Genomic DNA, 25539 nt, shown 5'->3' with positions numbered 1-25539 from the left:
CGCGCCACCCCTCCCGCCACCCCTCCCGCCGGCGCTCCCGCCGGCGCGGCGTCCGAGCCTGCGGCCGGCGAGCGAGTGGCGGCGGCCGGCGGGCGGGCTCGCGCAGCGTTGGTGGCAGAGATCGCGCGGCGGGTGCCGGCGGGGCGGGTGCGGGTCGGGATCGACGGGCGGGACGGGGCCGGCAAGACCGAGTTCGGCGACGAGCTCGGCGCCGCGTTGACCGCGCTCGGCCGGCCGGTGCTGCGGGCGTCGGGGGACGGGTTCCACCGCCCGCGGGCGGAGCGCTACCGGCGCGGCCGGGACTCGGGCCTCGGCTACTGGCTCGACGCGTTCGACCTCTCGCGGTTCGCCGGCGACCTCCTGGTGCCGTTCGCGGCCGGGGAGCCGGTGCGTACCGCCGTGCACGACGTCCGGACCGACGCGGCGCTGGACCTCGCGCCGGTGCTCCCGGCGCCCGGCACCGTGCTCGTCGTCGACGGCATGTTCCTGCACCGGGACGAGCTGGCGGCGTACTGGGAATTCTCGGTCTACCTGCATGTCGACTTAGCCGTTTCGCTGGCTCGGCTACACGCTCGCGACGGTCCGCCCCCGACCGCGACCGACCGGTACGCCGAGGCCCAGCGGATCTACGCCGCGGCCTGCGACCCGGCCGCCCGCGCCACGCTGAGGCTGGACAATTCCGACCTTGCCGCCCCGCGGGTGATCACCCCCGCTGAGTAGGCTGGCAGGCATGGAGTCCTGGTCCGGCCCGCATGTCCCGCGGCTCCCGGGCAAGGGTCACCCGCTGCGGCTGCACGACACCGCGACCGGCGAGGTGCGGCCGACCGCGCCCGGCGAGACCGCCCGGATGTACGTCTGCGGCATCACGCCCTACGACGCCACCCACCTCGGGCACGCGGCCACGTACCTGGCCTTCGACCAGGTCCAGCGGGTCTGGCGGGACGCCGGCCACGGCGTGCTCTACGTGCAGAACGTCACCGACGTCGACGACCCGCTGCTGGAGCGGGCGCAGCGCGACGGGGTCGACTGGACCGAGCTGGCCCGGCAGCAGACCGAGCTCTTCCGGGCCGACATGACCGCGCTGCGGGTGCTGCCGCCGGACCACTACATCGGCGCGGTGGAGGCGATCCCGGAGATCGTGCCGCTGGTGCGGACGCTGCTCGACCAGGGTGCCGCGTACCACGTCGACGAGGACGTCTACTTCTCCGTCGGCTCGGCGCCGCGGTTCGGCTACGAGTCCCGGCTGGACGTGCCGACGATGCGGGCGCTGTCGGCCGAGCGCGGCGGCGACCCGGACCGGGCCGGCAAGAAGGACCCGCTGGACCCGGTGCTCTGGCGGGCCCGCCGCGACGGCGAGCCGTCCTGGGACTCGCCGCTCGGCCCGGGGCGCCCGGGCTGGCACGTCGAGTGCGCGGCGATCGCGCTCGGCCGGCTGGGGTTCTCCTTCGACCTGCAGGGCGGCGGCAGCGACCTGGCCTTCCCGCACCACGAGATGTCCGCGGCGCACGCGGAGGTGGCGACGGGGGAGTGGCCGTTCGCCCGGTCGTACGTGCACGCCGCGATGATCGCGCTCGACGGCCGGAAGATGTCCAAGTCGCTCGGCAACCTCGTGCTGGTCTCGCGGCTGCGGGAGACCGGCACCGACCCGATGGCGATCCGGCTCGGGCTGCTGTCCGGGCACTACCGGGACAACCGGGAGTGGTTCCCGGCAACGCTCTCGGCCGGGCAGGAACGGCTGGCCCGCTGGCGGGCCGCGGTCGCGCTGCCGGCCGGGCCGCCGGCCGAGCCGGTGCTGGACCGCGTCCGCGAACGGCTCGCCGACGACCTCGACACGCCCGCCGCGCTGGCAGCCGTCGACCGCTGGGCCGACGAGGCGCTCACCCGCGGCGGGTCGTCGGAGGGGGCGCCGGAGCTGATCCGCGCGCTGGCCGACGCCCTCCTCGGCATCGCCCTGTGAGCTCATCCGCGGCCGGGGAGTCGGTCGCGTTCGATCGGATCGCGGAGTCGTACGACGCGACCCGGGGCGGGGTGGAACGCGGGCGGCGGCTCGCCGGCGTGCTGGCGGAGTTCCTGCCGGCGGACGGCCCGCTGCTGGAGATCGGCGTCGGGACCGGGCTCGTCGCGGCCGGGCTGGCCGAGCTGGGCCGGCCGCCGGTCGGGGTCGACCTGTCGCTGCCGATGCTCGCGGTGGCCCGGGAGCGGATCCCGGGCCGGCTCGCGGCCGGCGACGCCATGCGGCTGCCGGTCGGCACCGCGTCGGTCGGCGCGGTCTGCATGATCCACGTCCTGCACCTGGTCGCCGGCATCCCCGGCGCGCTCGCCGAGGTGGCCCGGGTGCTGCGCCCCGGCGGCGTACTCGTCGCCACCGCGTTCCTGAAGAGCCCGGTGCACGACGACGTGCACGACGAGCTCGACCGGATCAACGAGCAGTTCGGCGTGACCAGCCGGCCGGACGACCCCGACCTGGTGCGGGAACTGGCCGCCGCGGCCGGCTTCCGGTTCCTCGGCCGACGGGAGGAGCCCGGCCGTCCGGTGACCCCGGCCAACGCCGCCGACTCGATCGAGCGCCGCCAGATGGCCTGGACCTGGTCGATCGACGACGACCTCTGGGCCCGCGAGATGCCGGCCGCGCTGGCTCGCATCCGCGCCCTCCCCGACCAGGACCGCGTACGCCCCGGACCCGGCCCCTCAGTCCTGGCCTTCACCCACCCCTGACCTGCCGCGCCGGACCGCGCACCCGACCACGCCCGGCTGAGATCGTCCGGGTCGAGGCGCGCTGGACGCCGGCCGGAGCGGCCCAGCCGGGCGGGGCGGCGGCCCGAGGCGCCGGGGCCAGCATCAGAACCCGGCCGAGCGTCCCGGCGGGTGGGGGCGCACCTCGGGGTCTGTCGCCGGCCGGAGCAATCAGCCGCCGGGGATCAGCGGCGGCGGGTTTCGCCGAACGCCTGTCCCTGGGCCGGCGCGCCGGCGCGGCGGAACCGTCCCTTCCCGCCGCAGCTCGCGCACGCCCGGGTGGCGCTCTTGAACACGGTCCCGCGGTGGATTCCCGTCCCACTGCAGGCCCGGCAGGGCTTGAAGGGGTGCAGGAACCCGGAGACCAGATACCCGCCCACGATCACCACGACGATGATCCCAAGCAGACCGTTGAACACGATGATCACGTCCTTCTCCGCAGTCGCCACAAAACGACGACAGCGGAGTGTCACAGATCACCGGACGTTTGTAACCCTGTGGAGCGAAATCGTGTACGGCTGGAAACAGAAAGTCAGCTACCGGCGCCGCCGGATTTCCCCGGGGGCTGCCGCCGGCGCAGGTAGCGCTCGAAGTCCTTCGCGATCGCGTCGCCGCTGGCCTGCGGCATCTCGCTGTCGCTGTCGCGCTCTTCGAGCGTCCGCACGTACTCGGTGACGTCGTCGTCCTCGTTCGCCATCTCGTCGACGAGCTTCTGCCACTCATCGGCCTGCTCGGGCAGGTTCGCCAACGGGACCTCGACGTCGAGGACCTCCTCGACCCGATGCAGCAGCGCGAGCGTCGCCTTCGGGTTGGGTGGTTGCGACACGTAGTGGGGGATCGCAGCCCAGAACGAGATCGCCGGGATGCCGGCACGCACGCAGGCGTCTTGCAGGATGCCCAGTATTCCGGTCGGTCCCTCGTACCGGCTGTGCTCCAGACCCCAGCGCTCGGCCGAAGCCAGGTCGTACGACGTGCCGGTGACGGGGGTCGGACGGGTGTGCGGCGTGTCGGAGAGCAGCGCGCCGAGCAGCACGACCGTGTGCACGCCCAGCTCGCGGATCACGTCGAGGATCTCCTCGGTGAAGCCCCGCCAGCGCATGTTGGGCTCGACCCCGCGCATGAGCACGACGTCGTTGTCCGAGCCCGGCGGGCGGCACACCGAGAACCGGGTCGTCGGCCACTCCACGCGCCTCGACACGCCGTCTACCAGGGAGACTGTCGGTCGATTGACCTGGAAGTCGTAGTAGTCGTCGGGGTCGATCGCGGCCAGCGGCTTGGCGTCCCAGATCAGCTCGAGGTGCTCCACTCCGGAGGTGGCGCCGTCGCCGGCATCGTTCCACCCCTCGAACGCGCCGACCAGCACAGGGTCGGTCAGCTCAGGGAAGTCCTCGAACTCTGTCACGTGGCAAGCCTACGACCGGAGCCGCTCGGGGGCGGTGACCGGCGCTCGATCTGTGGACGGCCGCCACCCCTGTGGACAACATCAGCGCCCTGTGACCACCCGCCGGTACCCTTCTCGACCATGTCCCCGAGTGTCGACTCAAGCCTGCTGAGCACCCTGCGTGAGCGCCCGATCGTCGCCGACGGCGCGATGGGCACCATGCTGCAGGACGCCGACCTGACGCTCGACGACTTCGAGGGCCTCGAGGGCTGCAACGAGATCCTCAACGTGACCCGGCCCGACGTGGTCCGCGGCGTCCACGACGCCTACTTCGCGGTCGGCTGCGACGCGGTCGAGACCAACACGTTCGGGGCCAACTTCGCCAACCTCGCCGAGTACGACATCCCTGGGCGGATCACTGAGCTGGCCGAGGCCGGCGCCCGGCTGGCCCGCGAGGTCGCCGACTCCTACTCGACGCCGGACCAGCCGCGCTGGGTGATCGGCTCGGTCGGCCCCGGCACCAAGCTGCCGACGCTCGGCCACGCGCCCTACGGGACGCTGCGCGACGCGTACCAGGAGGAGGTCACCGGGCTGCTGGCCGGCGGCGCCGACGCGGTGCTGGTCGAGACCTCGCAGGACCTGCTCCAGACCAAGTCCGCGATCGTCGGGGCCAAGCGGGCGATGACCGCGGCCGGCCGCCGGATCCCGTTGATCGCCCAGGTCACCGTCGAGACGACGGGCACGATGCTGCTCGGCTCCGAGATCGGCGCCGCGCTAACCGCGCTGGAGCCGCTCGGCATCGACCTCATCGGGCTCAACTGCGCGACCGGTCCGGCCGAGATGAGCGAGCACCTGCGCTACCTGTCCCGCAACGCGCGCATCCCGCTGTCGGTGATGCCCAATGCGGGCCTGCCCGAGCTCGGCGCCAACGGCGCGACCTACCCGCTCACCCCGGAGGAGCTGGCCACCGCGCTGTCCACCTTCGTCCGGGAGTACGGGACACGCCTGGTCGGCGGCTGCTGCGGCACCACCCCGCAGCACCTGCGCCAGGTGGTCGAGGCGGTGCGCGAGGTCGAGCCGGTCCGCCGCAAGGTGCGGCCCGAGGCGGCCGCGTCCTCGCTCTACCAGTCGGTGCAGTTCCGGCAGGACGCCGGCGTGCTGATGATCGGCGAGCGGACCAACGCCAACGGCTCCAAGGCGTTCCGGGAGGCGATGCTGGAGGGGCGCTGGGACGACTGCGTCGCGATCGCCCGCAGCCAGATCCGCGACGGCTCGCACATGCTGGACGTCTGCATCGACTACGTCGGCCGCGACGGCACCGGCGACATGCAGGACATCGCGGGCCGCTTCGCGACCGCGTCCACGCTGCCGCTGATGCTCGACTCGACCGAGCCCCAGGTGATCGAGGCCGGGCTGGAGATGCTCGGCGGCCGGTGCGTGGTCAACTCGGTCAACTTCGAGGACGGCGACGGCCCCGACTCCCGCTTCGCCCGCGCGATGCCGATCATCAAGGAGCACGGCGCCGCCGTCGTCGTGATGTGCATCGACGAGGAGGGCCAGGCCCGGACGGCGGACTGGAAGGTCCGGGTCGCCGACCGCACCATCCGCGACCTGGTCGAGAAGTGGGACATGCGGGTCGAGGACATCATCGTCGACTGCCTGACGTTCCCGATCGGCACCGGCCAGGAGGAGACCCGCCGGGACGGCATCGAGACGATCGAGGCCATCCGCGAGCTCAAGCAGCGCTACCCGCAGGTGCAGACGACGCTCGGCCTGTCCAACGTGTCCTTCGGGCTCAACCCGGCCGCGCGACAGGTGCTCAACTCGGTCTTCCTGCATGAGTGCGTGAACGCCGGGCTCGACTCGGCCATCGTGCACGCGTCGAAGATCCTGCCGATGTCCAAGGTCGAGGACGAGCAGCGCGAGGTCGCGCTGGACATGGTCTACGACCGCCGCCGCGAGGGGTACGACCCGCTGCAGCGGTTCCTGCAGCTGTTCGAGGGCAAGGACGCCGGCTCGGCCCGGGAGTCGCGGGCGGAGGAGCTGGCCGCGCTGCCGCTGTCCGAGCGGCTGGAGCGCCGGATCATCGACGGCGAGCGCAACGGCCTGGAGGCCGACCTCGACGCGGCGATGGAGAACCGGCCGCCGCTGGAGATCATCAACGACACGCTGCTGGCCGGCATGAAGACCGTCGGCGACCTGTTCGGCTCGGGCGAGATGCAGCTGCCGTTCGTGCTGCAGTCAGCCGAGGTGATGAAGACCGCGGTCGCCTACCTCGAGCCACACATGGAGAAGTCCGACGACGGCGGCAAGGGCCGGATCCTGCTGGCCACGGTCAAGGGCGACGTGCACGACATCGGCAAGAACCTCGTGGACATCATCCTGTCCAACAACGGCTACACGGTCGTCAACCTCGGCATCAAGCAGCCGATCTCGGCGATCCTGGACGCGGCCGAGGAGCACGGCGCCGACGTCATCGGCATGTCCGGGCTGCTGGTGAAGTCGACCGTGGTCATGAAGGAGAACCTCGAGGAGATGAACTCGCGCGGCGTCGCCGAGAAGTACCCGGTGCTGCTGGGCGGGGCCGCGCTGACCCGGGCGTACGTCGAGCACGACCTGTCCGAGGTCTACGCGGGCGACGTGCGATACGCGCGGGACGCCTTCGAGGGTCTCCGGCTGATGAACGCGCTGATGGCGGCGCGGCGGGGGAGCGTGCCCGCGGCCGCCACCCCGGACGGGGCGGCCGAGCCCAACCTGGCCGGCGCGAGCGGGACGGCCGAAGAGGACGCCAAGCGGGCCGAGCGCAGGACGCGCCGGGAGCGGTCGCTGCGGATCGCCGCCGAGCGCAAGGCCGCCGAGGAGGCGGAGCCCGACAGCGGGCCGGTGCGCTCTGACGTCGCCACCGACAACTCGATCCCGACGCCGCCGTTCTGGGGCAACCGGGTGGTCAAGGGCGTCCAGCTCAGCGACTACTCCTCGCTGCTGGACGAGCGGGCCACGTTCCTCGGCCAGTGGGGGCTGCGCGGCGCCCGCGGCGGCAAGGGCCCGTCGTACGAGGAGCTGGTGGAGACCGAGGGCCGTCCCCGGCTGCGCTACTGGCTGGACCGGTTCCAGACCGAGGGCATCCTCGAGGCGGCCGTGGTCTACGGCTACTTCCCGGCCGTGAGCAAGGGCGAGGACCTGATCATCCTCGGCGACGACGGCACCGAGCGGGTGCGCTTCACCTTCCCGCGGCAGCGCCGGGACCGGCGGCTGTGCCTGGCCGACTACTTCCGGGCCCGGGACTCCGGTGAGACCGACGTGGTCGCCTTCCAGGTCGCCACCATGGGCCAGCGGGTCAGCGAGTTCGCCGCGGAGCTGTTCGCGGCCAACTCCTACCGCGACTACCTGGAGGTGCACGGGCTGTCCGTGCAGCTGACCGAGGCGCTGGCCGAGCACTGGCACGCGCGGGTCCGGGAGGAGCTCGGCTTCGGCGGGGAGGACCCCGAGGACGTCGAGGAGTTCTTCAAGCTCGGATACCGCGGCGCCCGCTACTCCTTCGGCTACCCGGCCTGCCCGGACCTGGAGGACCAGCGCCAGGTGCGGGAGCTGCTGGACTTCGAGCGGATCGGCGTGGAGCTGTCCGAGGAGTTCCAGCTGCACCCGGAGCAGTCGACGTCGGCGATCGTCGTGCACCACCCCGAGGCGAAGTACTTCGCGACGTGACCAAGGCTCTGTCCGCAGTGCTGTTCGACATGGACGGGACGTTGGTCGACTCCGAGCCGGTGTGGGACGAGGCGCTGCAGGAGCTCGCGCACTGGCTCGGTGGTGAGCTGTCGCCGGCGGCGCGGGAGGAGACGCTCGGCACGAACATCGCGGTCTCCGTGGAGATCGTGCACCGGGACGTCGGGCGGCCCGACGCCGATCCGGTGGCCAGCGGGAAGAGGCTCCTCGAGGAGGCGAGCACCCGGTTCGCCGGCGGGCTGGTCTGGCGGCCGGGGGCGCGGGAGCTCATCAACGCCGTACGGGCGGCGGGGATCCCGGCCGCTCTGGTGACCAACACCGAGCGGCACCTGGTGCGGCTCGCGCTCGGGCCGCTGGTCGAGGAGCTGTTCGACGTCTCCGTCTGCGGGGACGAGGTCGAGCACGCCAAGCCGGCCCCGGACCCGTACCTGACCGCGACCCGGATGCTCGGCGTCGACCCGGCGGCCACCGTCGCCATCGAGGACTCGCCGACCGGGACGGAGTCGGCGTCCGCGGCCGGGTGCGCGGTGCTGGTGGTGCCGGCCGGGGATGTCCCGGTGCCGGCCGGATCGGGCCGCACCTTCGCCGGCACGCTCGCCGGCATCACCGTCGCCGACCTCGCCGGCCTCCTCGCCCGCGCCGCCTGAACAACGCGCGCTCGCTGCGCAGAGCGAGGCGCCGGACGGCCCGCGGACCGTCCGGCGCCTCGCCGAGGCGTACGGGTCAGTCGGTGGCGACCGCCCGCAGGACGTTCAGCCGGGAGGCGCGCCGGGCCGGCAGCCACGCCGCCAGCATGCCCGCCGCCGCGGCCAGCAGCAGGTAGACCGCCAGCTGCGTCACCGGGAACGACAGCTCCGTCACGCCCTGGCTGATCAGGGCCCGCTGCAACGCGACCCCGAAGACCACGCCGACCGCCAGTCCCAGCAACCCGCCGAATACGGACACCAGCACGGACTCGACCCGCACCATTCGCTTGACCTGCCGCCGGCTCATGCCGACCGCCCGCAGCAGCCCCAGCTCGCGGGTCCGCTCCAGCACCGACAGCGCCAGCGTGTTGACGATGCCGAGGATCGCGATGCCGACCGAGAGCGCCAGCAGCAGCTGGAAGAACTGCACCAGCTGGTCGATCTGCTTGGTCGCGTCCCCGACGAACTCGGACTGGTTCTGCACCTGGATGTTCGGGAACGGCTTCATCGCCTGGTCCAGCGACTGCCGCAGCTGCCCGACGTCCTGCCCGGGAGCGGCCTTGACCAGCGCCGCGAAGTACAGCTGCTGGTGGAAGTGCGAGGCCGCCGAGTCGTCCACCAGGTACTTGCCGATCAGCTGGTTGGAGGCGTAGACGCCGACCACCCGCAGGCTGCCCTTGTCACCGTCCTCCCACGTCACCGGCACCGTCGAGCCGACCGAGAGCTTCTTGTCCTTGGCCACGTCGTCGGAGATGAGCGTCGTGCCCGGGCCGAGGTCCTTGACGTCGCCGGCCTTCTGCGACAGCTCGATGGTGGTTCCGAGCGCGGCCGCCGACACCGAGGTCGGGAACTCGTCCGAGCCGTCGATGGTCGCCTGGCCGCCGCGCAGCCCGGTCACCATGCCCACGCCCGGGGCCTTCTGCACCGCGCCGAACGCGTCCGGACCCATCCCGACCGCGGTCGGCGAGACGATGTAGTCGGCCCCGATCGCCTCGGAGGCGATCTTGCGGACGCTGTCCTTCAGCGACGAGCCGAGCACCCCGACCGCCGCCACCAACGCCAGCCCGATCATGAGCGCCGCCGCGGTGGACGCCGTCCGCCGCGGGTTGCGCAGCGAGTTCTGCCGGCCGAGCCGGCCCGGCAGCGACCGCTGGAACAGCAGCCCCAGCGCCCCGGTCACCGGCCGGCTCACCAGCGGCGACAGCAGCGCCACGCCGAGGAACGCCAGCACCGTGCCCAGGCCCAGCACGGCCAGCCCGCTGCCGGTCAGGCCGAACGTCATCGCCACCGCGCCGCCGATCGTCAGCACGATCCCGGCGATGGTCTGCCGGAACAGCGAGCGGTCGGCCGTGGCCGCGTCCCGCATGGCCGCCACCGGCGGCACCTTCGCCGCCCGCCGGGCCGGCAGCAGCGCCGCGACCGACGTGATGATGATGCCGACCGCGAAGGCCGCGATCACCGTACGGAGCTCGATGATCGGCGCGGCCGACGGCAGCCCGGCACCGAACGCGCCGAACAGCGCCTGCAGCCCGATCGCCACCCCGATGCCGGCACCGAGGCCGATCGCCGAGGCCAGGCCGCCGACCACGACGGCCTCCAGCAGCACCGAGCGGGTCACCTGCCCCTTGGAGGCGCCGAGCGCCCGCAACAGGGCCAGCTCCCGGGTCCGCTGCGCGACCAGGATCGAGAACGTGTTGAAGATGATGAACGCGCCGACGAACAACGCGACGGCCGCGAACACCAGCAGGAACGTGTTGAGGAAACTGATGCCCTTCTGCAGGTCGCTGGCCTGCTCGTCGGCCAGCTGGGTGCCGGTCACGGCCTCCAGCCCACCCGGCAGCGCGGCCGCGACCCGGTTCCGCAGCTGGTCCTGGGAGACGCCGTCGGCGGAGGCGACGTACAGGTCGGAGTAGCCCTGGACCCGCAGCAGCCGCTGGGCGTCCGGGGTGGTGAAGAACAGGTAGGACTCGCCGCCGAGGGTGTCCTTGCCGTTGGAGTACTGGACCAGGCCGACGACGCTCACCTGCCGCTGCCCGGTCGGCAGGAACACGGTGGTGGTGTCGCCCACCGTCACCCCGGCCTTGTCGGCCAGCCGGCCGTCCATCAGGACCTCGGTCGGGCCGCGCGGCGCGCCGGGCGTCGCCGAGACCTGTTGCGGGGCCCGGCCGGAGACGACCTTCTGCTCGTTGAGCCGGTCGGACTGGATCCAGTTGCCGGCGATGATCGGCGCGCCGTTGGTGGACAGCGCCTTGCCGTCCTTGCCGAGCACGCTGACGTCGTTGCCCCGCGCGTCGACGACGTTGCCCTGCACCTCGGCGACGCCGTCGACCTTCTGGATCGCCGTGATCGCGGCGGCCGGCACGTCCTCGCGGCCGCCGCCGTCGCTGTTGGCCGAGCCGGAGGTGATCTCGCCGCCGCGGACGTCGACCGCGATGTTCTTGTTGACGGTGTTGAACAGGTCGGTGAACGTGTGCCCGAGCGTGTCGGTCAGCACGAACGCGCCGACCACGAACGCGACGCCCAGCACGACGGCGAGCGCGGACAGGGTCAGCCGCAGCTTGCGCGCCAGCAGGGACTTGATGGTGGTCCGCAGCATCACACACCCACCGGCTGGTACATGCTGTCCTGGCCGTGCTCCAGGGTCTTCATCCGGTCCAGCACGGAGTCGGCGGTGGGGTTGGCCATCTCGTCGACGATCCGGCCGTCGGCCAGGAACAGGACGCGGTCGGAGTACGCCGCCGCGGACGGCTCGTGGGTGACCACCACGATGGTCTGACCGAGCTCGTCGACCGAGCGGCGCAGGAAGCCGAGCACCTCGGCCGAGCTGCGCGAGTCCAGGTTGCCGGTCGGCTCGTCGGCGAAGATCACCGCGGGCCGGCTGATCAGCGCCCGGGCGCAGGCCACCCGCTGCTGCTGGCCGCCGGACAGCTCGGTCGGCCGGTGCTTGAGCCGGTCGGCCAGGTTGACCGCGGCCACGACCTGATCGAACCAGGCCCGGTCCGGCTTGCGGCCGGCGATCGCCAGCGGCAGCGTGATGTTCTCCTCGGCCGTCAGCGTCGGCAGCAGGTTGAACTGCTGGAAGACGAAGCCGACCTTGTCCCGGCGCAGCGCGGTCAGCCGCTTGTCCGACATGCCGGCCAGCCGGGCGCCGCCGACGATCACCTCGCCGGAGGTGGGCAGGTCCAGCCCGGCCAGGCAGTGCATGAACGTCGACTTGCCGGAGCCGGACGGGCCCATGATCGCGGTGAACTGGCCGACCGGGAACGTCGCGCTCACACCGTCCAGCGCGGCGACCTGGGTCTGACCGGTCCCGTAGACCTTGCGCAGGTCGATCGCCTGCGCGGCCGGCGCGCCGGCCGCGCCATCCTCGTGGCGGACGCCGCCGTCCGTCTCGTCCGCCCGGTGCCGGGTGTGGGTGCCGGTCTCGGGACTGGTCACGTCGTGGTCTCCCCTCTGGGGGCCACCCGGCGGGCCGGGGGCCGAAAGGTCATCTCGTCGTCAGAAACGCTAGGTGGGCGGGCACGACCGGGACATTGGGGTTTACCCCCGAGTTCCTCAGGGGTTGCCCCGAGGCTCAGCCCGGTGACAGGCGTTCTCAGGTGCTGCTCAGGACGCTACGGAGACGCGGGGCCGGGCACATCGCGCGCAGGGTGGAGACGCGTCTCCACCGGACGAGGGATGCGCGGTCAGCCGCCGTACGCCCCGGGGGGTCAGCCGGTCGGCGCCGCGACGACCGCCGCGGTGACGTCGGCGGCCGGCCCAACCGCGTCGGCCGCCGGGGTGATGCCGGCGGCCGGTTCGACCGCGTCGGCCGCCGGGGTCGGCTCGGGATACGGCGGCAGGGTGCCGCCCTGGGCCGGGCACAGCGCCTGGTAGTCGCACCAGCCGCAGAGCCGGCTCGGGTTGGCCCGGAAGTCCCGGGTCGTCACCGCCCGCTCGATCGCCCGCCAGACCGCGACCAGGGTGCGCTCGAATCGCTCCAGCTCTTCCGCGTCCGGCCGGTACGCCAGCGTGTCCCGGTCCGAGAGATACATCAGCTTGAGCGTGTGCGGGACCGTGCCCTGGGTCCGCCAGAGGACGAGCGCGTAGAACTTCAGCTGGAACAGGGCCTTGGCCTCGTACGCCATCCGGGGGATCGCGCCGGTCTTGTAGTCCACCACCCGGACCTCGCCGGTCGGCGCGACGTCCAGCCGGTCGACGTACCCGCGCAGGGCCAGGCCGGGGGACTCGCCCAGGTCGAGCACGGCCTCGACCAGCTGCTCCCGGGCGGCCGGCTCCAGCCGGCTCGGGTCCTCCAGCGCGAAGTAGCCGGCCACCATCCGGCGGGCCGAGTCCAGCCACTCCGGCAGGCCGCCCGCGGCGAACAGCTCGGCCGTCTCCGGCTCGGCCGCGGCCATCGCGGCCCACTCCGGCTCCACCAGCGCGGCCGCCGCCTCGTACGTCCGGGCGCCGGCGGGCAGGTCGAACAGCCGGTCCAGCACCGCGTGCACGAGCGTCCCGCGGGCTTTGTCGGTCGTCGGCTTCTGCGGGATCCGGTCGATCGAGCGGAACCGGTAGAGCAGCGGGCAGGTCTTGAAGTCCGACGCGCGCGAGGGCGACAGCGAGCCGGCGAGCACGCGCTCGGGCTCCGTCTGCTCCACCACTCCGGTCATGGCGACGACCCTAGCTCCGGGGTACGACAGGACCGCGACCCGGCGCGCGGGTCACAGCCGGGACAGCCGGCCCGGCGGCCAGACCAGCACGAACGCGTGGCCGACCACGAGCTTCTCGTCGATCGGCCCGAAGACCCGGCTGTCGCTGGAGTTGCAGCGGTTGTCGCCCATCACCCAGATCCGGCCGGCGGGCACCGTGATCGGGCCGAAGTCGCTGGTGCCGGCGGTACAGGCGGGCTCCACGTACGGCTCGGTGAGGGGGGCGCCGTTGACGTAGACCTTGCCGCCGTGCGCCTCGACCTTCTCGCCCGGCAGCGCGACCACCCGCTTGATCAGGTCGTCGTCGTCGACCTGGAGGTTCGGCGGGCGCGCGAACACGATCACGTCGCCGCGGTGGATGTCGTGCAGGTGGTAGCTGATCTTGTTGACCAGCACCCGGTCGCCCTCGAGGAGCGTCTCGTGCATGGAGGCCGACGGGATGTAGAAGGTCTGCACCGCGTACGCGCGGATCAGGTACGCCGACAGCAGCGCGAACACGATGAGGAACGGCCACTCGAGCGCGCGCCGGCGGGCACGGCGGCGGCGGACGACCGCGCGGGGCGGGTGCGGCGGCTTCACCGGGGCGGCGTGCTGTGCCGGCGGTGCGTCGTCGATCTCGCGATCGAGGACCTCGCCGGCCGGCACGTACCGCCGCAGGACCTCGGTCTCCTCCTCGATCCCCGCCGGCGCCGGAACCCCCGTCCCCGGCCCCACGAGCGACGTCGCCCCCACCCGGTCCGCACCCGGCCCAGCACGATCCGGTAGCACGCCCGGTCCGATCCGGTCCGGGCCGGCGAGCGCGTTCGGGCCGGCGAGCGCGTTCGGGGCGAGACGGTCGGGAGCCGGCAGGGCGCTCGGGGTGGAGGGAGCGGGGCCGGCGAGGGAGGTCGGTCCGGCGGCCGGGAGCGGACCCGGGGTGAGGCGGTCCGGGCCGAGGAGGGGACGGGCCGGAGGCCGGCCGATCAGGTCGGCGGCGTCGGGGAGGATCGGCGGGTACGAGGGCCGGAACGGTTCCCGCTGCCAGCCCGCCAGCGGCACCGGCGCATGCCCGTTGACGCCGTTGACGCCGTGCCCGTTGAGGTTCGGCCGGTCGGCCGGGTAGCCGTTCACGGCCGGCGGACCGGACCGATGCCCGGGCGCGCCGGCGCGATGGCCGTTGAGTCCCGGGGAGTCGACCAGCGCGCCGTCGGCCGTCGGCGAGTCGGGCCGGTAGCCGTTCACAGCCGGCGGGTCGCTCGGATAGCCGCGGCCGCCCGGCAGGTCGGGCCGATAGCCGTTCAGCGCCGGCGGATCGGCCGGAGCCTCGGCTCGGTAGGCGTTCGGCGCCGACGGGTCGCGATGGCCGTTGAGACCCTGCGGGTCGACGACGTTCCCATTGCGGGACGACGGGTCGGCACCATGGCCGTTGCGGGGCAGCGCGTCGGCAGCGTGGCCGTTGCGGGACGACGGGTCGGCAGCATGGCCCTGGGGGGAGGGCCGGTCGACGACGGACGGCGGGTCGGCAGCGTGGCCGTTGAGGCCCCGTGGGCCGGGGGCGTGGCCGTTGCGGGACGACGGGTCCGGCCAGGCGACGGTCTCGCCGTTGGCCGGACGATGCCCGGGCAGGTGGGTGTGGTGACCGTTGACCGGCCAGGCCGCCGCGTCCCGCTCGGCCCCGTCCACGCCGTGCCCGTTGAGCGGGAACGCCACCGTCCCCGCCGGCGGCGCCACGTACGGGAACCCCGCGACCGGAACCACCGGACCCGGGTCAGCGCGGCCGGCGTCGTACGGGCCGCCGGAGTCAGAACGGCCGGAAACGAAGCGGCCGGAAACAGGGCGGCCGGAGTCAGCGCGGCCGGAAACAGAGCGGATGGAGCCATCCGCCGGAGTGACGTAAGGCGTCGGTTCGTCCTCCGGTGCGGCGTGTCGGCGCCGGCGTCCGGCTTCGGGGGAGTAACCGTTGGCCTCGGGAGCAGCGTGCCGGCTGGGAGCGTCGGCGGCGGGGTCCGCCGCCGCGTGCCGTCCGGGCGCGCCCGGACCGGCCTCGGGCGCAGCGTGGCGCCCCCGAGGGGGCGGTGCGCCCGGACGGGTCATGGGATCACGGTAGGTCACGACGGCCCAGCACAGCGACCGCACACCCGTTCCCCGTACGATCTCCGCATGGCCGAGCCAGCGCGCGAGCCGGCCCAGGGCCCCTCCCGGAGCGCTTCCGGCGGTCTGCCGGTGGGTCGTTTCTTCGGCGTGCCGCTGTTCTTGTCGCCGTCCTGGTTGTTCATCGCGCTGCTGATCACGCTGACGTACTCGGCGCTGGTCGAGCAGACCGTCGAGGGCATCAGCACCGCCGGGTCGTACGCGGTGGCCTTCGCCTTCGCCGTCCTGCTCGCGATCTCGCTGCTGGCCCACGAGCTCGGCCACACCGCGGTCAGCCTGGCCTTCGGGCTGCCGGTCAAGCGGGTCGTCATCTTCCTGCTCGGCGGCGTGTCGGAGATCGAGAAGGAGCCCGAGGGCCCGGCCCAGGAGTACCTGGTCGCCGTGGCCGGCCCGCTGGTGAGCCTGGTGCTCGCCGCGATCGGCGCCGCCCTGCTGCCGCTGACCGACAGCGGCACGATCGCCCGGACGATGATCTTCCTGCTGGTCTGGAGCAACCTCGCGGTCGCGGTGTTCAACCTGCTGCCGGGGCTGCCGCTGGACGGCGGCCGGCTGGTCCGGGCCGGCGTCTGGAAGGTCTCGGGGAACAAGCTCACCGGCACCCGGGCCGCGGCCTGGGGCGGGCGCGCGGTGGCCGTGCTGGTGCTGGTCTTCGCGGTGGTCAGCGTGCCCAGCGACACCGCCCTCGGGATCGGCAACGTGCTGCTGGCCGGGCTGCTGGCCGCGTTCATCTGGGTCGGCGCGACCCAGTCGCTGTCGAGCGCGACGGTGAGCGCCCGGATGCCCGCGGTCGACATCGCGGCGCTGGTCCGCCCGACGATCTCGGTGCCGCCGGACCTGCCGATCGCGGAGGCGTTGCGCCGGGCCTGGGGCGCGCACGTCCGCGGCCTGGTCGTGGTCGACGCGACCGGCAGCCCGCGGGCGCTGGTGAGCGAGTCGCACGTGATGGCGGTGCCGGAAGCGCGCCGGCCCTGGACGACCGTGGCCGACGTGGCCCGGCCGCTGGAGCCGGGCCTGGTGCTGGCCGACTCGCTGTCCGGGGCCGAGGTGGTCGAGGCGTTCCGCCGGACGCCGGCCTCGGAATACCTGGTGGTCGGCCGGGACGGGCACGCGGTCGGCGTGCTGTCCGCGGTGGACGTGGCCAGGGTCCTGCAGGGGCGCCGGCAGGCCCCGGCAGGATCCACGCCATGACCCGCACCACCACCGGCCCGTTCGCCGAGGGCGACTCCGTCCAGCTGACCGACCCGAAGGGCCGGCTGCACACCGTCGTGCTCCAGCCGGGCAGGTCATTCCACACCCACCGGGGCGCGCTCGCGCACGACGATCTCATCGGCTCGCCCGAGGGGATCGTGGTCAAGGCCCAGCCCTCCGGTACGCAGTACCTGGCGCTGCGGCCGCTGCTGTCGGACTTCGTGCTGTCGATGCCGCGCGGCGCGGCGGTCATCTACCCGAAGGACGCGGCCCAGATCGTGGCGATGGGCGACGTGTTCCCGGGCGCCCGGGTGATCGAGGCCGGGGCCGGCTCGGGCGCGCTGACCTGCTCGCTGCTGCGGGCCGTGGGCGACGCCGGGACGCTGACCTCGTACGAGCGGCGGGAGGAGTTCGCGGCCGTCGCCCGCAAGAACGTGGAGCGGTTCTTCGGCGGCCCGCACCCGGCCTGGGAGCTGCGCGACGGCGACGTGCTCGACCACCCCGCCGACGAGCCCGCCGACCGGGTGGTGCTGGACATGCTGGCGCCCTGGGAGGTGCTCGGCACGGTCGCGGCGGCGCTGGTCCCCGGCGGCGTCCTCATGGTGTACGTGGCGACGGTGACCCAGGTGTCGCGGATCGTGGAGACGCTGCGGGAGCACGGCGGGTTCACCGAGCCGGCGGCCTGGGAGACGCTGGTCCGGCCCTGGCACGTGGTCGGCCTGGCGGTCCGCCCGGAGCACCGGATGGTCGGCCACACCGCGTTCCTGGTCTCGGCCCGGCGGCTGGCGGCCGGTGTCACCGCCCCGGTGCGGCAGCGCCGGCCGGCGAAGTCGGCGTCCGCGGAGGGCGACCCCGGCAGCCCGTTCTCGCCCCCGCAGTGACAATTTTCACGGCCGTCACGTTCGGGCACCGGCCGCCGCGGGCGGGGTCCGCCGGCCGCCGGCCGGACCGGGAAACGCTGGCCCGGATCCGGCCCGTCGGGACGCCGCACGGCCGCGCCCGGAAGCCTGGCACACCCGCTCTGACGTGCGCAGTCCGGCGGCCGGGACCGGTCCGCCGGTAGCGGTCCGGAACCGTCCGGCGGGCCCGGCACGGCGGCCCCGTGGCCGGCGGACGACCGGCGTTTCACCCGTCCGCGCCGAGGATCCGCCTGCCCTACCGGGTAAGGACACGCGGACGGGTTTCGCGCAGGGCAGCGGATCGGCGGCGAACAGGCTTAGTGTCGGTCCCGCTGTGTAGGGTGACTTTGACCGCAGGTTGCCGCAGGAGGTGGTGATCGTGGCCAGCGACTCCGACGACCAGGAGATCCGTGCCTCGAGGTACGAGAAGGACGTTCACGAGCTCACGACGCAGGTCTCCTTCCTAGAGGAGGAGGTCTCCATGCTCCGTCGCAGGCTGACGGAGTCCCCTCGCCACCTCAGGGTGCTCGAGGAGCGGCTCGCCGAGGCCCAGAGCCGGGTGGCGACGCTCACCGAACGGAACGAGAAGCTGACCGGCACCCTCCGGGAGGCGCGCGACCAGGTCGTCGCCCTCAAGGAGGAGGTCGACCGGCTCGCCCAGCCGCCGAGCGGCTACGGCGTCTACCTGCAGACGTACGAGGACGGCACGGTGGACGTGTTCACCGGCGGCCGCAAGCTGCGGGTGGCCGTGAGCCCGAGCGTGGAGCTGGAGGGCCTGCGGGTCGGCCAGGAGGTCATGCTCAACGAGGCGCTGAACGTGGTCCTCGTGCGCGAGTTCGAGCGGGCCGGCGACGTGGTGATGCTCAAGGAGCTGCTGGCCGGCGGCGACCGTGCGCTCGTCATCGGCCACACCGACGAGGAGCGGATCGTGCACCTCGCCGACACGCTGCTGACCGAGCGGCTGCGCGCGGGCGACTCGCTGCTGCTGGAGCCCCGCTCCGGCTACGTCTACGAGAAGATCCCGAAGTCCGAGGTCGAGGAGCTCGTCCTCGAAGAGGTCCCGGACATCGACTACACCGACATCGGCGGCCTGGCGTCCCAGATCGAGCAGATCCGCGACGCGGTCGAGCTGCCGTTCCTGCACGCGGACCTGTTCCGCGAGCACGAGCTGCGCCCGCCGAAGGGGATCCTGCTCTACGGCCCGCCCGGTTGCGGCAAGACGCTGATCGCCAAGGCGGTGGCCAACTCGCTGGCCAAGAAGGTCGCCGAGGTCCGGGGTCAGGACGCCGGCCGGTCGTTCTTCCTCAACATCAAGGGCCCCGAGCTTCTGAACAAGTACGTCGGCGAGACCGAGCGGCACATCCGCCTGGTCTTCCAGCGGGCCCGGGAGAAGGCCAGCGAGGGCACCCCGGTCATCGTGTTCTTCGACGAGATGGACTCGATCTTCCGCACCCGTGGCTCGGGTGTGTCCTCCGACGTGGAGAACACGATCGTGCCGCAGCTGCTCTCGGAGATCGACGGCGTCGAGGGCCTGGAGAACGTCATCGTCATCGGCGCCTCCAACCGCGAGGACATGATCGACCCGGCGATCCTGCGCCCGGGCCGGCTGGACGTGAAGATCAAGATCGAGCGGCCGGACGCGGAGGCCGCGCGGGACATCTTCACCAAGTACGTCACCACCACGCTGCCCATCCACGAGGACGACCTCGCGGAGCACGGCGGCAACCGGCAGGCGACGATCTCGGCGATGATCCAGCGCGCCGTCGAGCGGATGTACACCGAGACCGAGGACAACCGCTTCCTCGAGGTGACGTACGCGAACGGCGACAAGGAGGTCCTGTACTTCAAGGACTTCAACTCCGGCGCCATGATCCAGAACATCGTGGACCGGGCCAAGAAGATGGCGATCAAGGACTTCCTCGAGGTCGGTACGAAGGGGCTGCGGCTGCAGCACCTGGTCACCGCCTGCCTGGACGAGTTCCGGGAGAACGAGGACCTGCCCAACACCACCAACCCGGACGACTGGGCCCGTATCTCCGGAAAGAAGGGCGAGCGGATCGTCTACATCCGCACGCTCGTCACCGGCAAGGGCGCCGAGTCCGGCCGGGCGATCGACACCATCTCGAACACGGGTCAATACCTCTAGTAACCGTCGGCGGAGGCCGTCGTCCCGGTATCACCGGGCGGCGGCCTCCGGCACGTTCCCGGCTGGCGCGGACCCCCGCGCGGGGACGTAGGGTCGCTGCCGTGAACCGAGCCGCCGCCATCCTGGGGACCACCGCGCTGATCGCTCTGGCCGGCTGCGCCACGACGACACCGGGCACCGGCGAGCTCGCCGCAGGGGCCACCGCACCGGCGGGCGGCGGCGCCAGCAGCCTGCCGCTGCCCAAGGGCGGCAGCGGCGCTCCCACGGGCTCCGCGGCCCCCTCGGGTACGACCCTCCCGCCGGGCACGAAGACCGTGACCGTCGGCAAGGCCACGATCCCGCTGATCGGGGTCGCGACGGCCTCCCACGACGGCGGCTACCTCTGCCTGACCCTGGTCGACGACACCGGCTGCAGTCTCGAGGTGATCGACATCGGGGCGACCCGGGCCGCCGGCGGCTCGGTCTCCGACCCGGCCCCGGGCGCACCGAACGGGTGGTGGTGGGGATCGGACGTGCCGTCCTGCGGCAGCGGGAACGACAGCTCCGCGGTGGCCACCAGCAAGTCGGTCGAGAGCGGCTTCCGCAAGGTCGGCAGCAAGAACGCCGCGTACGGGTACTGGCTCGTGACCTGCCAGAACACGGATCAGAACTTCGACCCGCGGATGTGGTGGCTGCCCACCTCGCAGCTCGCGTTCCGGGAGCACGACACGGTCGCCGGCGGCGGCGGGGCAGTGGACAAGATCCTCGCGGGCGTCACGTTCGGTGCATAGCCGGGCGCCCCGGCCGTAGGCTGAGGGGCATGACGGTTCGCCGGGTGATGGGCACCGAGGTCGAGTACGGGGTCTCCGTGCCCGGCCAGCCGGGGGCCAACGCGATGCTGCTGTCGTCGCAGATCGTGAACGGCTACGGCGGGCGGGCCGACGTGCCGCGCACCCGCCGGGCGCGCTGGGACTTCGAGGAGGAGTCCCCGCTGCGCGACGCCCGCGGCTTCGACCTGGGCAGCGCGCTCGGCCCGGAATACCTGGAGGCCGAGGACGACGCCGGGCTGGCCAACGTCATCCTGACCAACGGTGCCCGGCTCTACGTCGACCACGCCCACCCGGAGTACTCGACGCCGGAGTGCACGAACCCGCGCGACATCGTGCTCTGGGACAAGGCCGGCGAGCGGATCATGGCCGAGGCGTCCCGGCGGGCGGCCCAGTCCGTGCCGGGCCAGCCGCCGATCCAGCTCTACAAGAACAACACCGACAACAAGGGCCAGTCGTACGGGTCGCACGAGAACTACCTGATGTCGCGGGCGACCCCGTTCGCGGACATCGTCCGGCACCTGACCCCGTTCTTCGTCTCCCGCCAGGTCGTGGCCGGGCAGGGCCGGGTCGGGGTCGGCCAGGACGGCCGGGGCGAGGGCTTCCAGCTCTCCCAGCGTGCGGACTTCTTCGAGGTCGAGGTCGGGCTGGAGACGACGCTCAAGCGCCCGATCATCAATACCCGGGACGAGCCGCACGCGGACGCCGAGCGCTACCGCCGGCTGCACGTGATCATCGGCGACGCCAACCTGTCCGAGATCTCGACGTACCTCAAGGTCGGGACGACCTCGCTGGTGCTGGCCATGATCGAGGACAAGTTCCTCACCGTGGACCTCTCGGTCGAGGAGCCGGTGTCCTCGCTGCGCGCGGTCTCGCACGACGCCTCGCTGAAGCACCTGCTCACGATGCGCTCGGGCCGGACCCTGACCGCGGTCCAGCTGCAGATGGAGTACCTGGAGCAGGCCCGCAAGTACGTCGAGGACCGCTTCGGCGGCGACGCCGACGCGCAGACCCTGGACGTGCTGTCCCGCTGGGAGTCGGTGCTGACCCGGCTGGAGCAGGACCCGATGCTCTGCGCCCGGGAGCTGGACTGGGTGGCCAAGCTGCGGCTGCTGGAGGGCTACCGGTCCCGCGACGGGCTGGCCTGGAACTCGCCCCGGCTGCAGCTGGTGGACCTGCAGTACAGCGACGTCCGCCCCGAGAAGGGGCTGTACTCGCGGCTGGTGGCCCGCGGTGCGATGGAGCGGCTGCTGACCGAGGACGAGGTCCTCGGGGCCGTGGACGCGGCCCCGGTGGACACCCGGGCGTACTTCCGGGGCGAGTGCCTGCGCCGCTACGCCTCGCAGGTGGCCGCGGCCTCGTGGGACTCGGTGATCTTCGACCTGGGCCGGGAGTCGCTGGTCCGGGTGCCGACGCTGGAGCCGCTGCGGGGCACCAAGGCCCACGTCGGCGCGCTGCTGGACCGTTCGCCCACGGCGGACGCGCTCGTGGAGGCCCTGTCCGGCGGGTGAGTGAGCGGGAGGTCGGGCGCGGCGGCGTCTGGACCGCAGCGACCCCACGCCCGCGTTCATGGAGCGCCGCGGAGGGAAGACGCCGCTGGGCCGCCCGACCGGGAGCGAACCGGCGGCAGGGTCACGTGCCGTGGTCGTGACCGCCGACTAATGTCGGAACCCCGGCAACGCGGAGGTTCGGATGGCGACACGAGAGACCGGCGGTGGCCAGAGCAGGGCCACCCGGCGCACCGAGGAGACCGACGAGGTCGAGGCGGCCGCCGAGACCGACGTCCAGGAGCGGCACGAGAAGCTCTCCGAGGACGTGGACGCGATCCTCGACGAGATCGACGACGTGCTGGAGGAGAACGCGGAGGAGTTCGTCCGCGGGTACGTCCAGAAGGGCGGGCAGTGATCGCTAGGGTGCTCACCCTGGCCCCGTCCACGACGACGACCGAGGAGTTCCGTGTCCGCTGACCACCCAGCCGGGCGGCTGCCCGCCGAGTACCTGGCGGCCGGGATGCCGTCGTTCTCGGACTTCCTGCGGTCCGCCGCGCCCGACCTGCTGCCCGGCCGCCGGCCGCTGCCGCCCGGTCAGCTCGGCGACCTCGCGCCGCACGCGACGACGATCGTCGCGGCGACGTACGGGGACGGCGTGCTGATGGCGGGCGACCGGCGGGCGACGATGGGCAACATGATCGCCCAGCGCGACATCGAGAAGGTGTCGGCGGCGGACGCGTACAGCCTGGTCGGCTTCGCCGGCACGGCCGGGATCGGCATCGAGATGATCCGGCTGTTCCAGCTGGAGCTGGAGCACTACGAGAAGATCGAGTTGACGCTCCTCACGCTGGACGGCAAGGCCAACCGGCTGGCCAGCATGATCCGCGGCAACCTGGCCGCGGCCATGCAGGGGCTGGCGGTGCTGCCGCTGTTCGCCGGCTTCGACCTGGACGGCTCCGCGCCGGGCACGGCCGGGCGGATCTTCTCCTACGACGTCACCGGCGGGCCGTACGAGGAGCACAACTTCGCCGGCATCGGCTCGGGCTCGATCTTCGCCCGGGGCGCGCTGAAGAAGCTCTGGCGGCCGCGGATGACCCGGCCCGAGGTCGTCCGGGTCGCGGTCGAGGCGCTCTACGACGCCGCCGACGACGACTCGGCCACCGGTGGCCCGGACCTGGTCCGCCGGATCTTCCCGGTGATCATGGTGGCCGACGCCGAGGGTGTCCGCCGGATCCCCGACGACGAGGTCGCCACGTTCGCCGAGGAGATCGTCGTCGAGCGCACCGCCAACCCGATCTGAGCGGAGGGGACACCACACCATGACGATGCCGTTCTATGCCTCCGCCGAGCAGATCATGCGGGACCGCGCGGAGTACGCGCGGAAGAACATCATGCGCGGCCGCCCGGTCGTCGCCCTCAAGTACGCCGAGGGCGTCCTGTTCGTGGCCGAGAACCCGTCCAGCACGCTCTACAAGGTCGGCGAGATCTACGACCGGATCGGGTTCGCCGCCGTCGGCCGCTACAGCGAGTACGAGACGCTGCGGGTGGCCGGGATCCGGCTGGCCGACATCCGCGGCTACTCCTACGACCGCCGGGACGTGACCGGCCGGGCGCTGGCGAACGCGTACGCGCAGACGCTGAACTCGATCTTCACCGACCAGCAGAAGCCGTACGAGGTGGAGATCTGCGTGGGCGAGGTCGGGGCCACCCCGGCCGAGGACCGGCTCTACCGGATCCTGTTCGACGGCGCGATCTTCGACGAGCCCGAGTACGTGGTGCTGGGAGGGCAGGGCGAACCGATCGTCGCCGCGCTCAAGGAGGGCTACTCCGAGACGCTCACGCTGCCCGGGGCGCTGGCGCTGGCCATCCGGGGCCTGGGCGCGGTCGGCGCGGACAACGGCAAGACCCGGGACCTGGAGGCGCCCTCGCTGGAGGTCGCGATCCTGGAGCGGTCCCGGCCGGCCCGCAAGTTCCGCCGCATCACCGGCGCGGCCCTGACCGCCCTCCTGCCGAGCGCGGCGCCGGCCCCGGCCGAGGACCCCGAGGACGACGCCGGCCCGGACGAGGACCCCGAGGAGGGCTCCCCGAGCTAGCGCGGCGGCCGGGTGATGGCCTCGGGGTTCTTGCCCGCCCGCTCGTCCTGCTTCATGCCGGCTTCGAAGAGGTGGCGGCGGCCGCCGGCCAGGGACTGGCGGGCGCGGTTCTCGTACTCGCGGAAGACCGACCAGTAGCCGTCGTCGTACTCCTCGACGATCTGGAAGGTCCACCGGTCCGGCAGCACGTTGCGGCCGACCAGGCCGGCCTCGATCTCGTCGGCCAGGTAGTCGTGCCCGGCCTCGCGCAGGCCGCGCACGCCGTCCTGCAGCTGCGCGTCGGCCGTACCGGACAGCTGGTGGAACGAGTAGAGGTGGCCGCGGGCGCGCTCGACGGTCTCCAGCGCCTCGCTGATCTTGCCCAGCGCCTCGACGGTGGCCGGGTCAGGGAGGTTCGTCACGTGCGTGAACCTACCGACGCCGTAAGGTGGCAGGCATGGACCGGCGCATCTTCGGGCTCGAGAACGAGTACGGCGTGACGTGCACGTTCCACGGCCAGCGGCGGCTCTCGCCGGACGAGGTGGCCCGCTACCTGTTCCGGCGGGTCGTGTCGTGGGGACGGTCGTCGAACGTGTTCCTCCGCAACGGGGCGAGGCTCTATCTCGACGTCGGCTCCCACCCGGAGTACGCGACGCCCGAGTGCGACAACCTCGTGGACCTCGTCGTGCACGACAAGGCGGGGGAGCGGATCCTCGAGGGCCTGCTCGTGGACGCCGAGCGGCGGCTGCACGAGGAAGGCATCACCGGCGACATCTACCTGTTCAAGAACAACACCGACTCGGCCGGCAACTCGTACGGGTGCCACGAGAACTACCTCGTCGCCCGGCACGGCGAGTTCTCCCGGCTGGCCGACGTGCTCATCCCGTTCCTGGTGACCCGGCAGGTCATCTGCGGCGCCGGGAAGGTGCTGCAGACCCCGCGCGGCGCGGTCTACTGCGTGTCCCAGCGGGCCGAGCACATCTGGGAGGGCGTGTCCTCGGCCACGACCCGGTCGCGTCCGATCATCAACACCCGCGACGAGCCACACGCCGACGCCGAGCGCTATCGGCGTCTGCACGTCATCGTCGGCGACTCGAACATGAGCGAGACGACCACGTTGCTCAAGGTCGCGAGCACCGACCTGGTGCTGCGGATGATCGAGGCCGGCGTTGTGCTGCGCGACAACACCCTGGAGAACCCGATCCGGGCGATCCGCGAGATCAGCCATGACCTCACCGGCAAGCGTAAGGTTCGGCTGGCCAACGGTCGCGAGGCGACCGCCCTGGAGATCCAGGAGGAGTACCTCAGCCGAGCCAAGGACTTCGTCGAGTCCCGGGGCCTGCAGACCGACGTGATCAAGCGGGTTCTCGAACTCTGGGAGCGCGGCCTGCGCGCGGTCGAGACCGGCGATCTGAGCCTGGTGGACCGCGAGCTGGACTGGGTGATCAAGCACCGGCTGATCGAGCGGTACCGGGCCCGGCACAGCCTGCCGCTGTCCTCGCCCCGGATCGCCCGGATCGACCTGGCCTACCACGACATCCATCGCAAACGGGGCCTGCACTACCTGCTCCAGGCCAAGGGCCTGGTCGAGCGG

At 72.6% G+C, this 25539-nt stretch carries 21 protein-coding genes; 14 read left to right on the top strand and 7 right to left on the bottom strand.

Annotated elements, in window-relative coordinates:
* Positions 1 to 111 precede the first annotated feature (111 nt).
* From VGP36_10820 to VGP36_10810, 3 genes are read left to right on the top strand one after another with little or no spacing between them, the layout of a single operon-like run.
* On the top strand, positions 112 to 720 hold the full coding sequence (locus VGP36_10820) for a uridine kinase (protein HEV7655203.1): 609 nt from the start codon (positions 112 to 114) through the stop codon (positions 718 to 720).
* 10 nt (positions 721 to 730) lie between these two features.
* Positions 731 to 1957 carry a cysteine--1-D-myo-inosityl 2-amino-2-deoxy-alpha-D-glucopyranoside ligase gene (gene mshC, locus VGP36_10815; protein ID HEV7655202.1) on the top strand — a complete coding sequence of 409 codons (1227 nt, stop codon included), beginning with the start codon at positions 731 to 733 and terminating at the stop codon, positions 1955 to 1957.
* Complete coding sequence (locus VGP36_10810) at positions 1954 to 2715, top strand: methyltransferase domain-containing protein (protein HEV7655201.1); 762 nt, start codon at positions 1954 to 1956, stop codon at positions 2713 to 2715. The genes mshC and VGP36_10810 overlap by 4 nt, the downstream gene beginning before the upstream one ends.
* Before the next feature lie 203 nt (positions 2716 to 2918).
* Here the strand turns inward: VGP36_10810 and VGP36_10805 are convergent, their stop codons facing one another.
* Together VGP36_10805 and VGP36_10800 are read right to left on the bottom strand one after the other, a co-directional pair.
* Complete coding sequence (locus VGP36_10805) at positions 2919 to 3161, bottom strand: hypothetical protein (protein ID HEV7655200.1); 243 nt, start codon at positions 3159 to 3161, stop codon at positions 2919 to 2921.
* A gap of 104 nt (positions 3162 to 3265) precedes the next feature.
* The gene (locus tag VGP36_10800; GenBank protein ID HEV7655199.1) at positions 3266 to 4135 is read right to left on the bottom strand and encodes a PAC2 family protein; all 870 of its coding nucleotides are present in this window, start codon (positions 4133 to 4135) and stop codon (positions 3266 to 3268) included.
* Between the two features lie 120 nt (positions 4136 to 4255).
* Between VGP36_10800 and metH the strand changes: the two genes are divergently transcribed.
* Together metH and VGP36_10790 are read left to right on the top strand one after the other, a co-directional pair.
* The gene (gene metH / locus VGP36_10795; protein HEV7655198.1) at positions 4256 to 7819 is read left to right on the top strand and encodes a methionine synthase; all 3564 of its coding nucleotides are present in this window, start codon (positions 4256 to 4258) and stop codon (positions 7817 to 7819) included.
* Complete coding sequence (locus VGP36_10790; protein HEV7655197.1) at positions 7816 to 8484, top strand: HAD family phosphatase; 669 nt, start codon at positions 7816 to 7818, stop codon at positions 8482 to 8484. The genes metH and VGP36_10790 overlap by 4 nt, the downstream gene beginning before the upstream one ends.
* A gap of 76 nt (positions 8485 to 8560) precedes the next feature.
* Here VGP36_10790 and VGP36_10785 read toward each other — a convergent pair whose 3' ends face one another.
* The 4 genes from VGP36_10785 to lepB all read right to left on the bottom strand — a co-directional run bounded on the left by VGP36_10785 (position 8561) and on the right by lepB (position 14951).
* Entirely contained in the window at positions 8561 to 11119 is a 2559-nt protein-coding gene (locus VGP36_10785) for an FtsX-like permease family protein (protein HEV7655196.1), read from the bottom strand.
* Positions 11119 to 11856 (bottom strand): ABC transporter ATP-binding protein, encoded by a 738-nt coding sequence (locus VGP36_10780; protein ID HEV7655195.1) that lies wholly within the window; start codon positions 11854 to 11856, stop codon positions 11119 to 11121. Before VGP36_10780 ends, VGP36_10785 begins: the two co-directional genes overlap by 1 nt.
* Before the next feature lie 377 nt (positions 11857 to 12233).
* Positions 12234 to 13175 (bottom strand): PD-(D/E)XK nuclease family protein, encoded by a 942-nt coding sequence (locus VGP36_10775; GenBank protein HEV7655194.1) that lies wholly within the window; start codon positions 13173 to 13175, stop codon positions 12234 to 12236.
* 51 nt (positions 13176 to 13226) lie between these two features.
* Positions 13227 to 14951, bottom strand: coding sequence for a signal peptidase I (gene lepB / locus VGP36_10770; protein ID HEV7655193.1), 1725 nt, complete (start codon positions 14949 to 14951; stop codon positions 13227 to 13229).
* A 402-nt stretch (positions 14952 to 15353) separates the two neighbouring features.
* Here lepB and VGP36_10765 point away from each other — a divergent pair, with 402 nt between their 5' ends.
* The 8 genes from VGP36_10765 (at position 15354) to prcA (ending at position 23966) form a co-directional block, all read left to right on the top strand.
* Positions 15354 to 16532, top strand: a complete 1179-nt coding sequence (locus VGP36_10765) for a site-2 protease family protein (GenBank protein ID HEV7655192.1) — start codon at positions 15354 to 15356, stop codon at positions 16530 to 16532.
* The gene (locus VGP36_10760; GenBank protein ID HEV7655191.1) at positions 16529 to 17413 is read left to right on the top strand and encodes a tRNA (adenine-N1)-methyltransferase; all 885 of its coding nucleotides are present in this window, start codon (positions 16529 to 16531) and stop codon (positions 17411 to 17413) included. The genes VGP36_10765 and VGP36_10760 overlap by 4 nt, the downstream gene beginning before the upstream one ends.
* Positions 17414 to 17912: 499 nt before the next feature.
* Entirely contained in the window at positions 17913 to 19577 is a 1665-nt protein-coding gene (gene arc / locus VGP36_10755; GenBank protein ID HEV7655190.1) for a proteasome ATPase, read from the top strand.
* 101 nt (positions 19578 to 19678) lie between these two features.
* Complete coding sequence (locus VGP36_10750; protein HEV7655189.1) at positions 19679 to 20347, top strand: hypothetical protein; 669 nt, start codon at positions 19679 to 19681, stop codon at positions 20345 to 20347.
* A gap of 29 nt (positions 20348 to 20376) precedes the next feature.
* On the top strand, positions 20377 to 21894 hold the full coding sequence (gene dop, locus VGP36_10745) for a depupylase/deamidase Dop (protein HEV7655188.1): 1518 nt from the start codon (positions 20377 to 20379) through the stop codon (positions 21892 to 21894).
* Positions 21895 to 22075: 181 nt separating this feature from the next.
* The gene (locus VGP36_10740; protein ID HEV7655187.1) at positions 22076 to 22288 is read left to right on the top strand and encodes a ubiquitin-like protein Pup; all 213 of its coding nucleotides are present in this window, start codon (positions 22076 to 22078) and stop codon (positions 22286 to 22288) included.
* Positions 22289 to 22393: 105 nt separating this feature from the next.
* The gene (prcB, locus tag VGP36_10735) at positions 22394 to 23173 is read left to right on the top strand and encodes a proteasome subunit beta (protein HEV7655186.1); all 780 of its coding nucleotides are present in this window, start codon (positions 22394 to 22396) and stop codon (positions 23171 to 23173) included.
* Positions 23174 to 23192: 19 nt separating this feature from the next.
* Positions 23193 to 23966, top strand: coding sequence for a proteasome subunit alpha (gene prcA / locus VGP36_10730; protein ID HEV7655185.1), 774 nt, complete (start codon positions 23193 to 23195; stop codon positions 23964 to 23966).
* On the opposite strand, the gene VGP36_10725 is transcribed toward prcA, so the two are convergent.
* On the bottom strand, positions 23963 to 24367 hold the full coding sequence (locus VGP36_10725; protein ID HEV7655184.1) for a hypothetical protein: 405 nt from the start codon (positions 24365 to 24367) through the stop codon (positions 23963 to 23965). The genes prcA and VGP36_10725 overlap by 4 nt on opposite strands.
* Positions 24368 to 24402: 35 nt before the next feature.
* On the opposite strand from VGP36_10725, the gene pafA reads away from it, so the two are divergent.
* On the top strand, positions 24403 to 25539 hold a 1137-nt coding region (pafA, locus tag VGP36_10720), incomplete at its 3' end, for a Pup--protein ligase (protein HEV7655183.1).

The sequence above is a fragment of the Mycobacteriales bacterium genome (genome assembly GCA_035995165.1).
Lineage (GTDB): Bacteria > Actinomycetota > Actinomycetes > Mycobacteriales > CADCTP01 > CADCTP01.
Note: the sequence above shows the minus strand (reverse complement) of the source record. Positions and strands in the feature narration are given on the sequence as shown.

What these genes read in the sequence shown, in the direction of transcription:
- mshC (HEV7655202.1), top strand. Translation starts at nt 731, where the DNA reads ATGGAGTCCTGGTCCGGCCCGCATGTCCCGCGGCTCCCGGGCAAGGGT.
- metH (HEV7655198.1), top strand. Translation starts at nt 4,256, where the DNA reads ATGTCCCCGAGTGTCGACTCAAGCCTGCTGAGCACCCTGCGTGAGCGC.
- VGP36_10785 (HEV7655196.1), bottom strand. Translation starts at nt 11,119, where the DNA reads ATGCTGCGGACCACCATCAAGTCCCTGCTGGCGCGCAAGCTGCGGCTG.
- VGP36_10775 (HEV7655194.1), bottom strand. Translation starts at nt 13,175, where the DNA reads ATGACCGGAGTGGTGGAGCAGACGGAGCCCGAGCGCGTGCTCGCCGGC.
- VGP36_10765 (HEV7655192.1), top strand. Translation starts at nt 15,354, where the DNA reads ATGGCCGAGCCAGCGCGCGAGCCGGCCCAGGGCCCCTCCCGGAGCGCT.
- VGP36_10760 (HEV7655191.1), top strand. Translation starts at nt 16,529, where the DNA reads ATGACCCGCACCACCACCGGCCCGTTCGCCGAGGGCGACTCCGTCCAG.
- arc (HEV7655190.1), top strand. Translation starts at nt 17,913, where the DNA reads ATGCTCCGTCGCAGGCTGACGGAGTCCCCTCGCCACCTCAGGGTGCTC.
- dop (HEV7655188.1), top strand. Translation starts at nt 20,377, where the DNA reads ATGACGGTTCGCCGGGTGATGGGCACCGAGGTCGAGTACGGGGTCTCC.
- VGP36_10740 (HEV7655187.1), top strand. Translation starts at nt 22,076, where the DNA reads ATGGCGACACGAGAGACCGGCGGTGGCCAGAGCAGGGCCACCCGGCGC.
- prcB (HEV7655186.1), top strand. Translation starts at nt 22,394, where the DNA reads ATGCCGTCGTTCTCGGACTTCCTGCGGTCCGCCGCGCCCGACCTGCTG.
- prcA (HEV7655185.1), top strand. Translation starts at nt 23,193, where the DNA reads ATGACGATGCCGTTCTATGCCTCCGCCGAGCAGATCATGCGGGACCGC.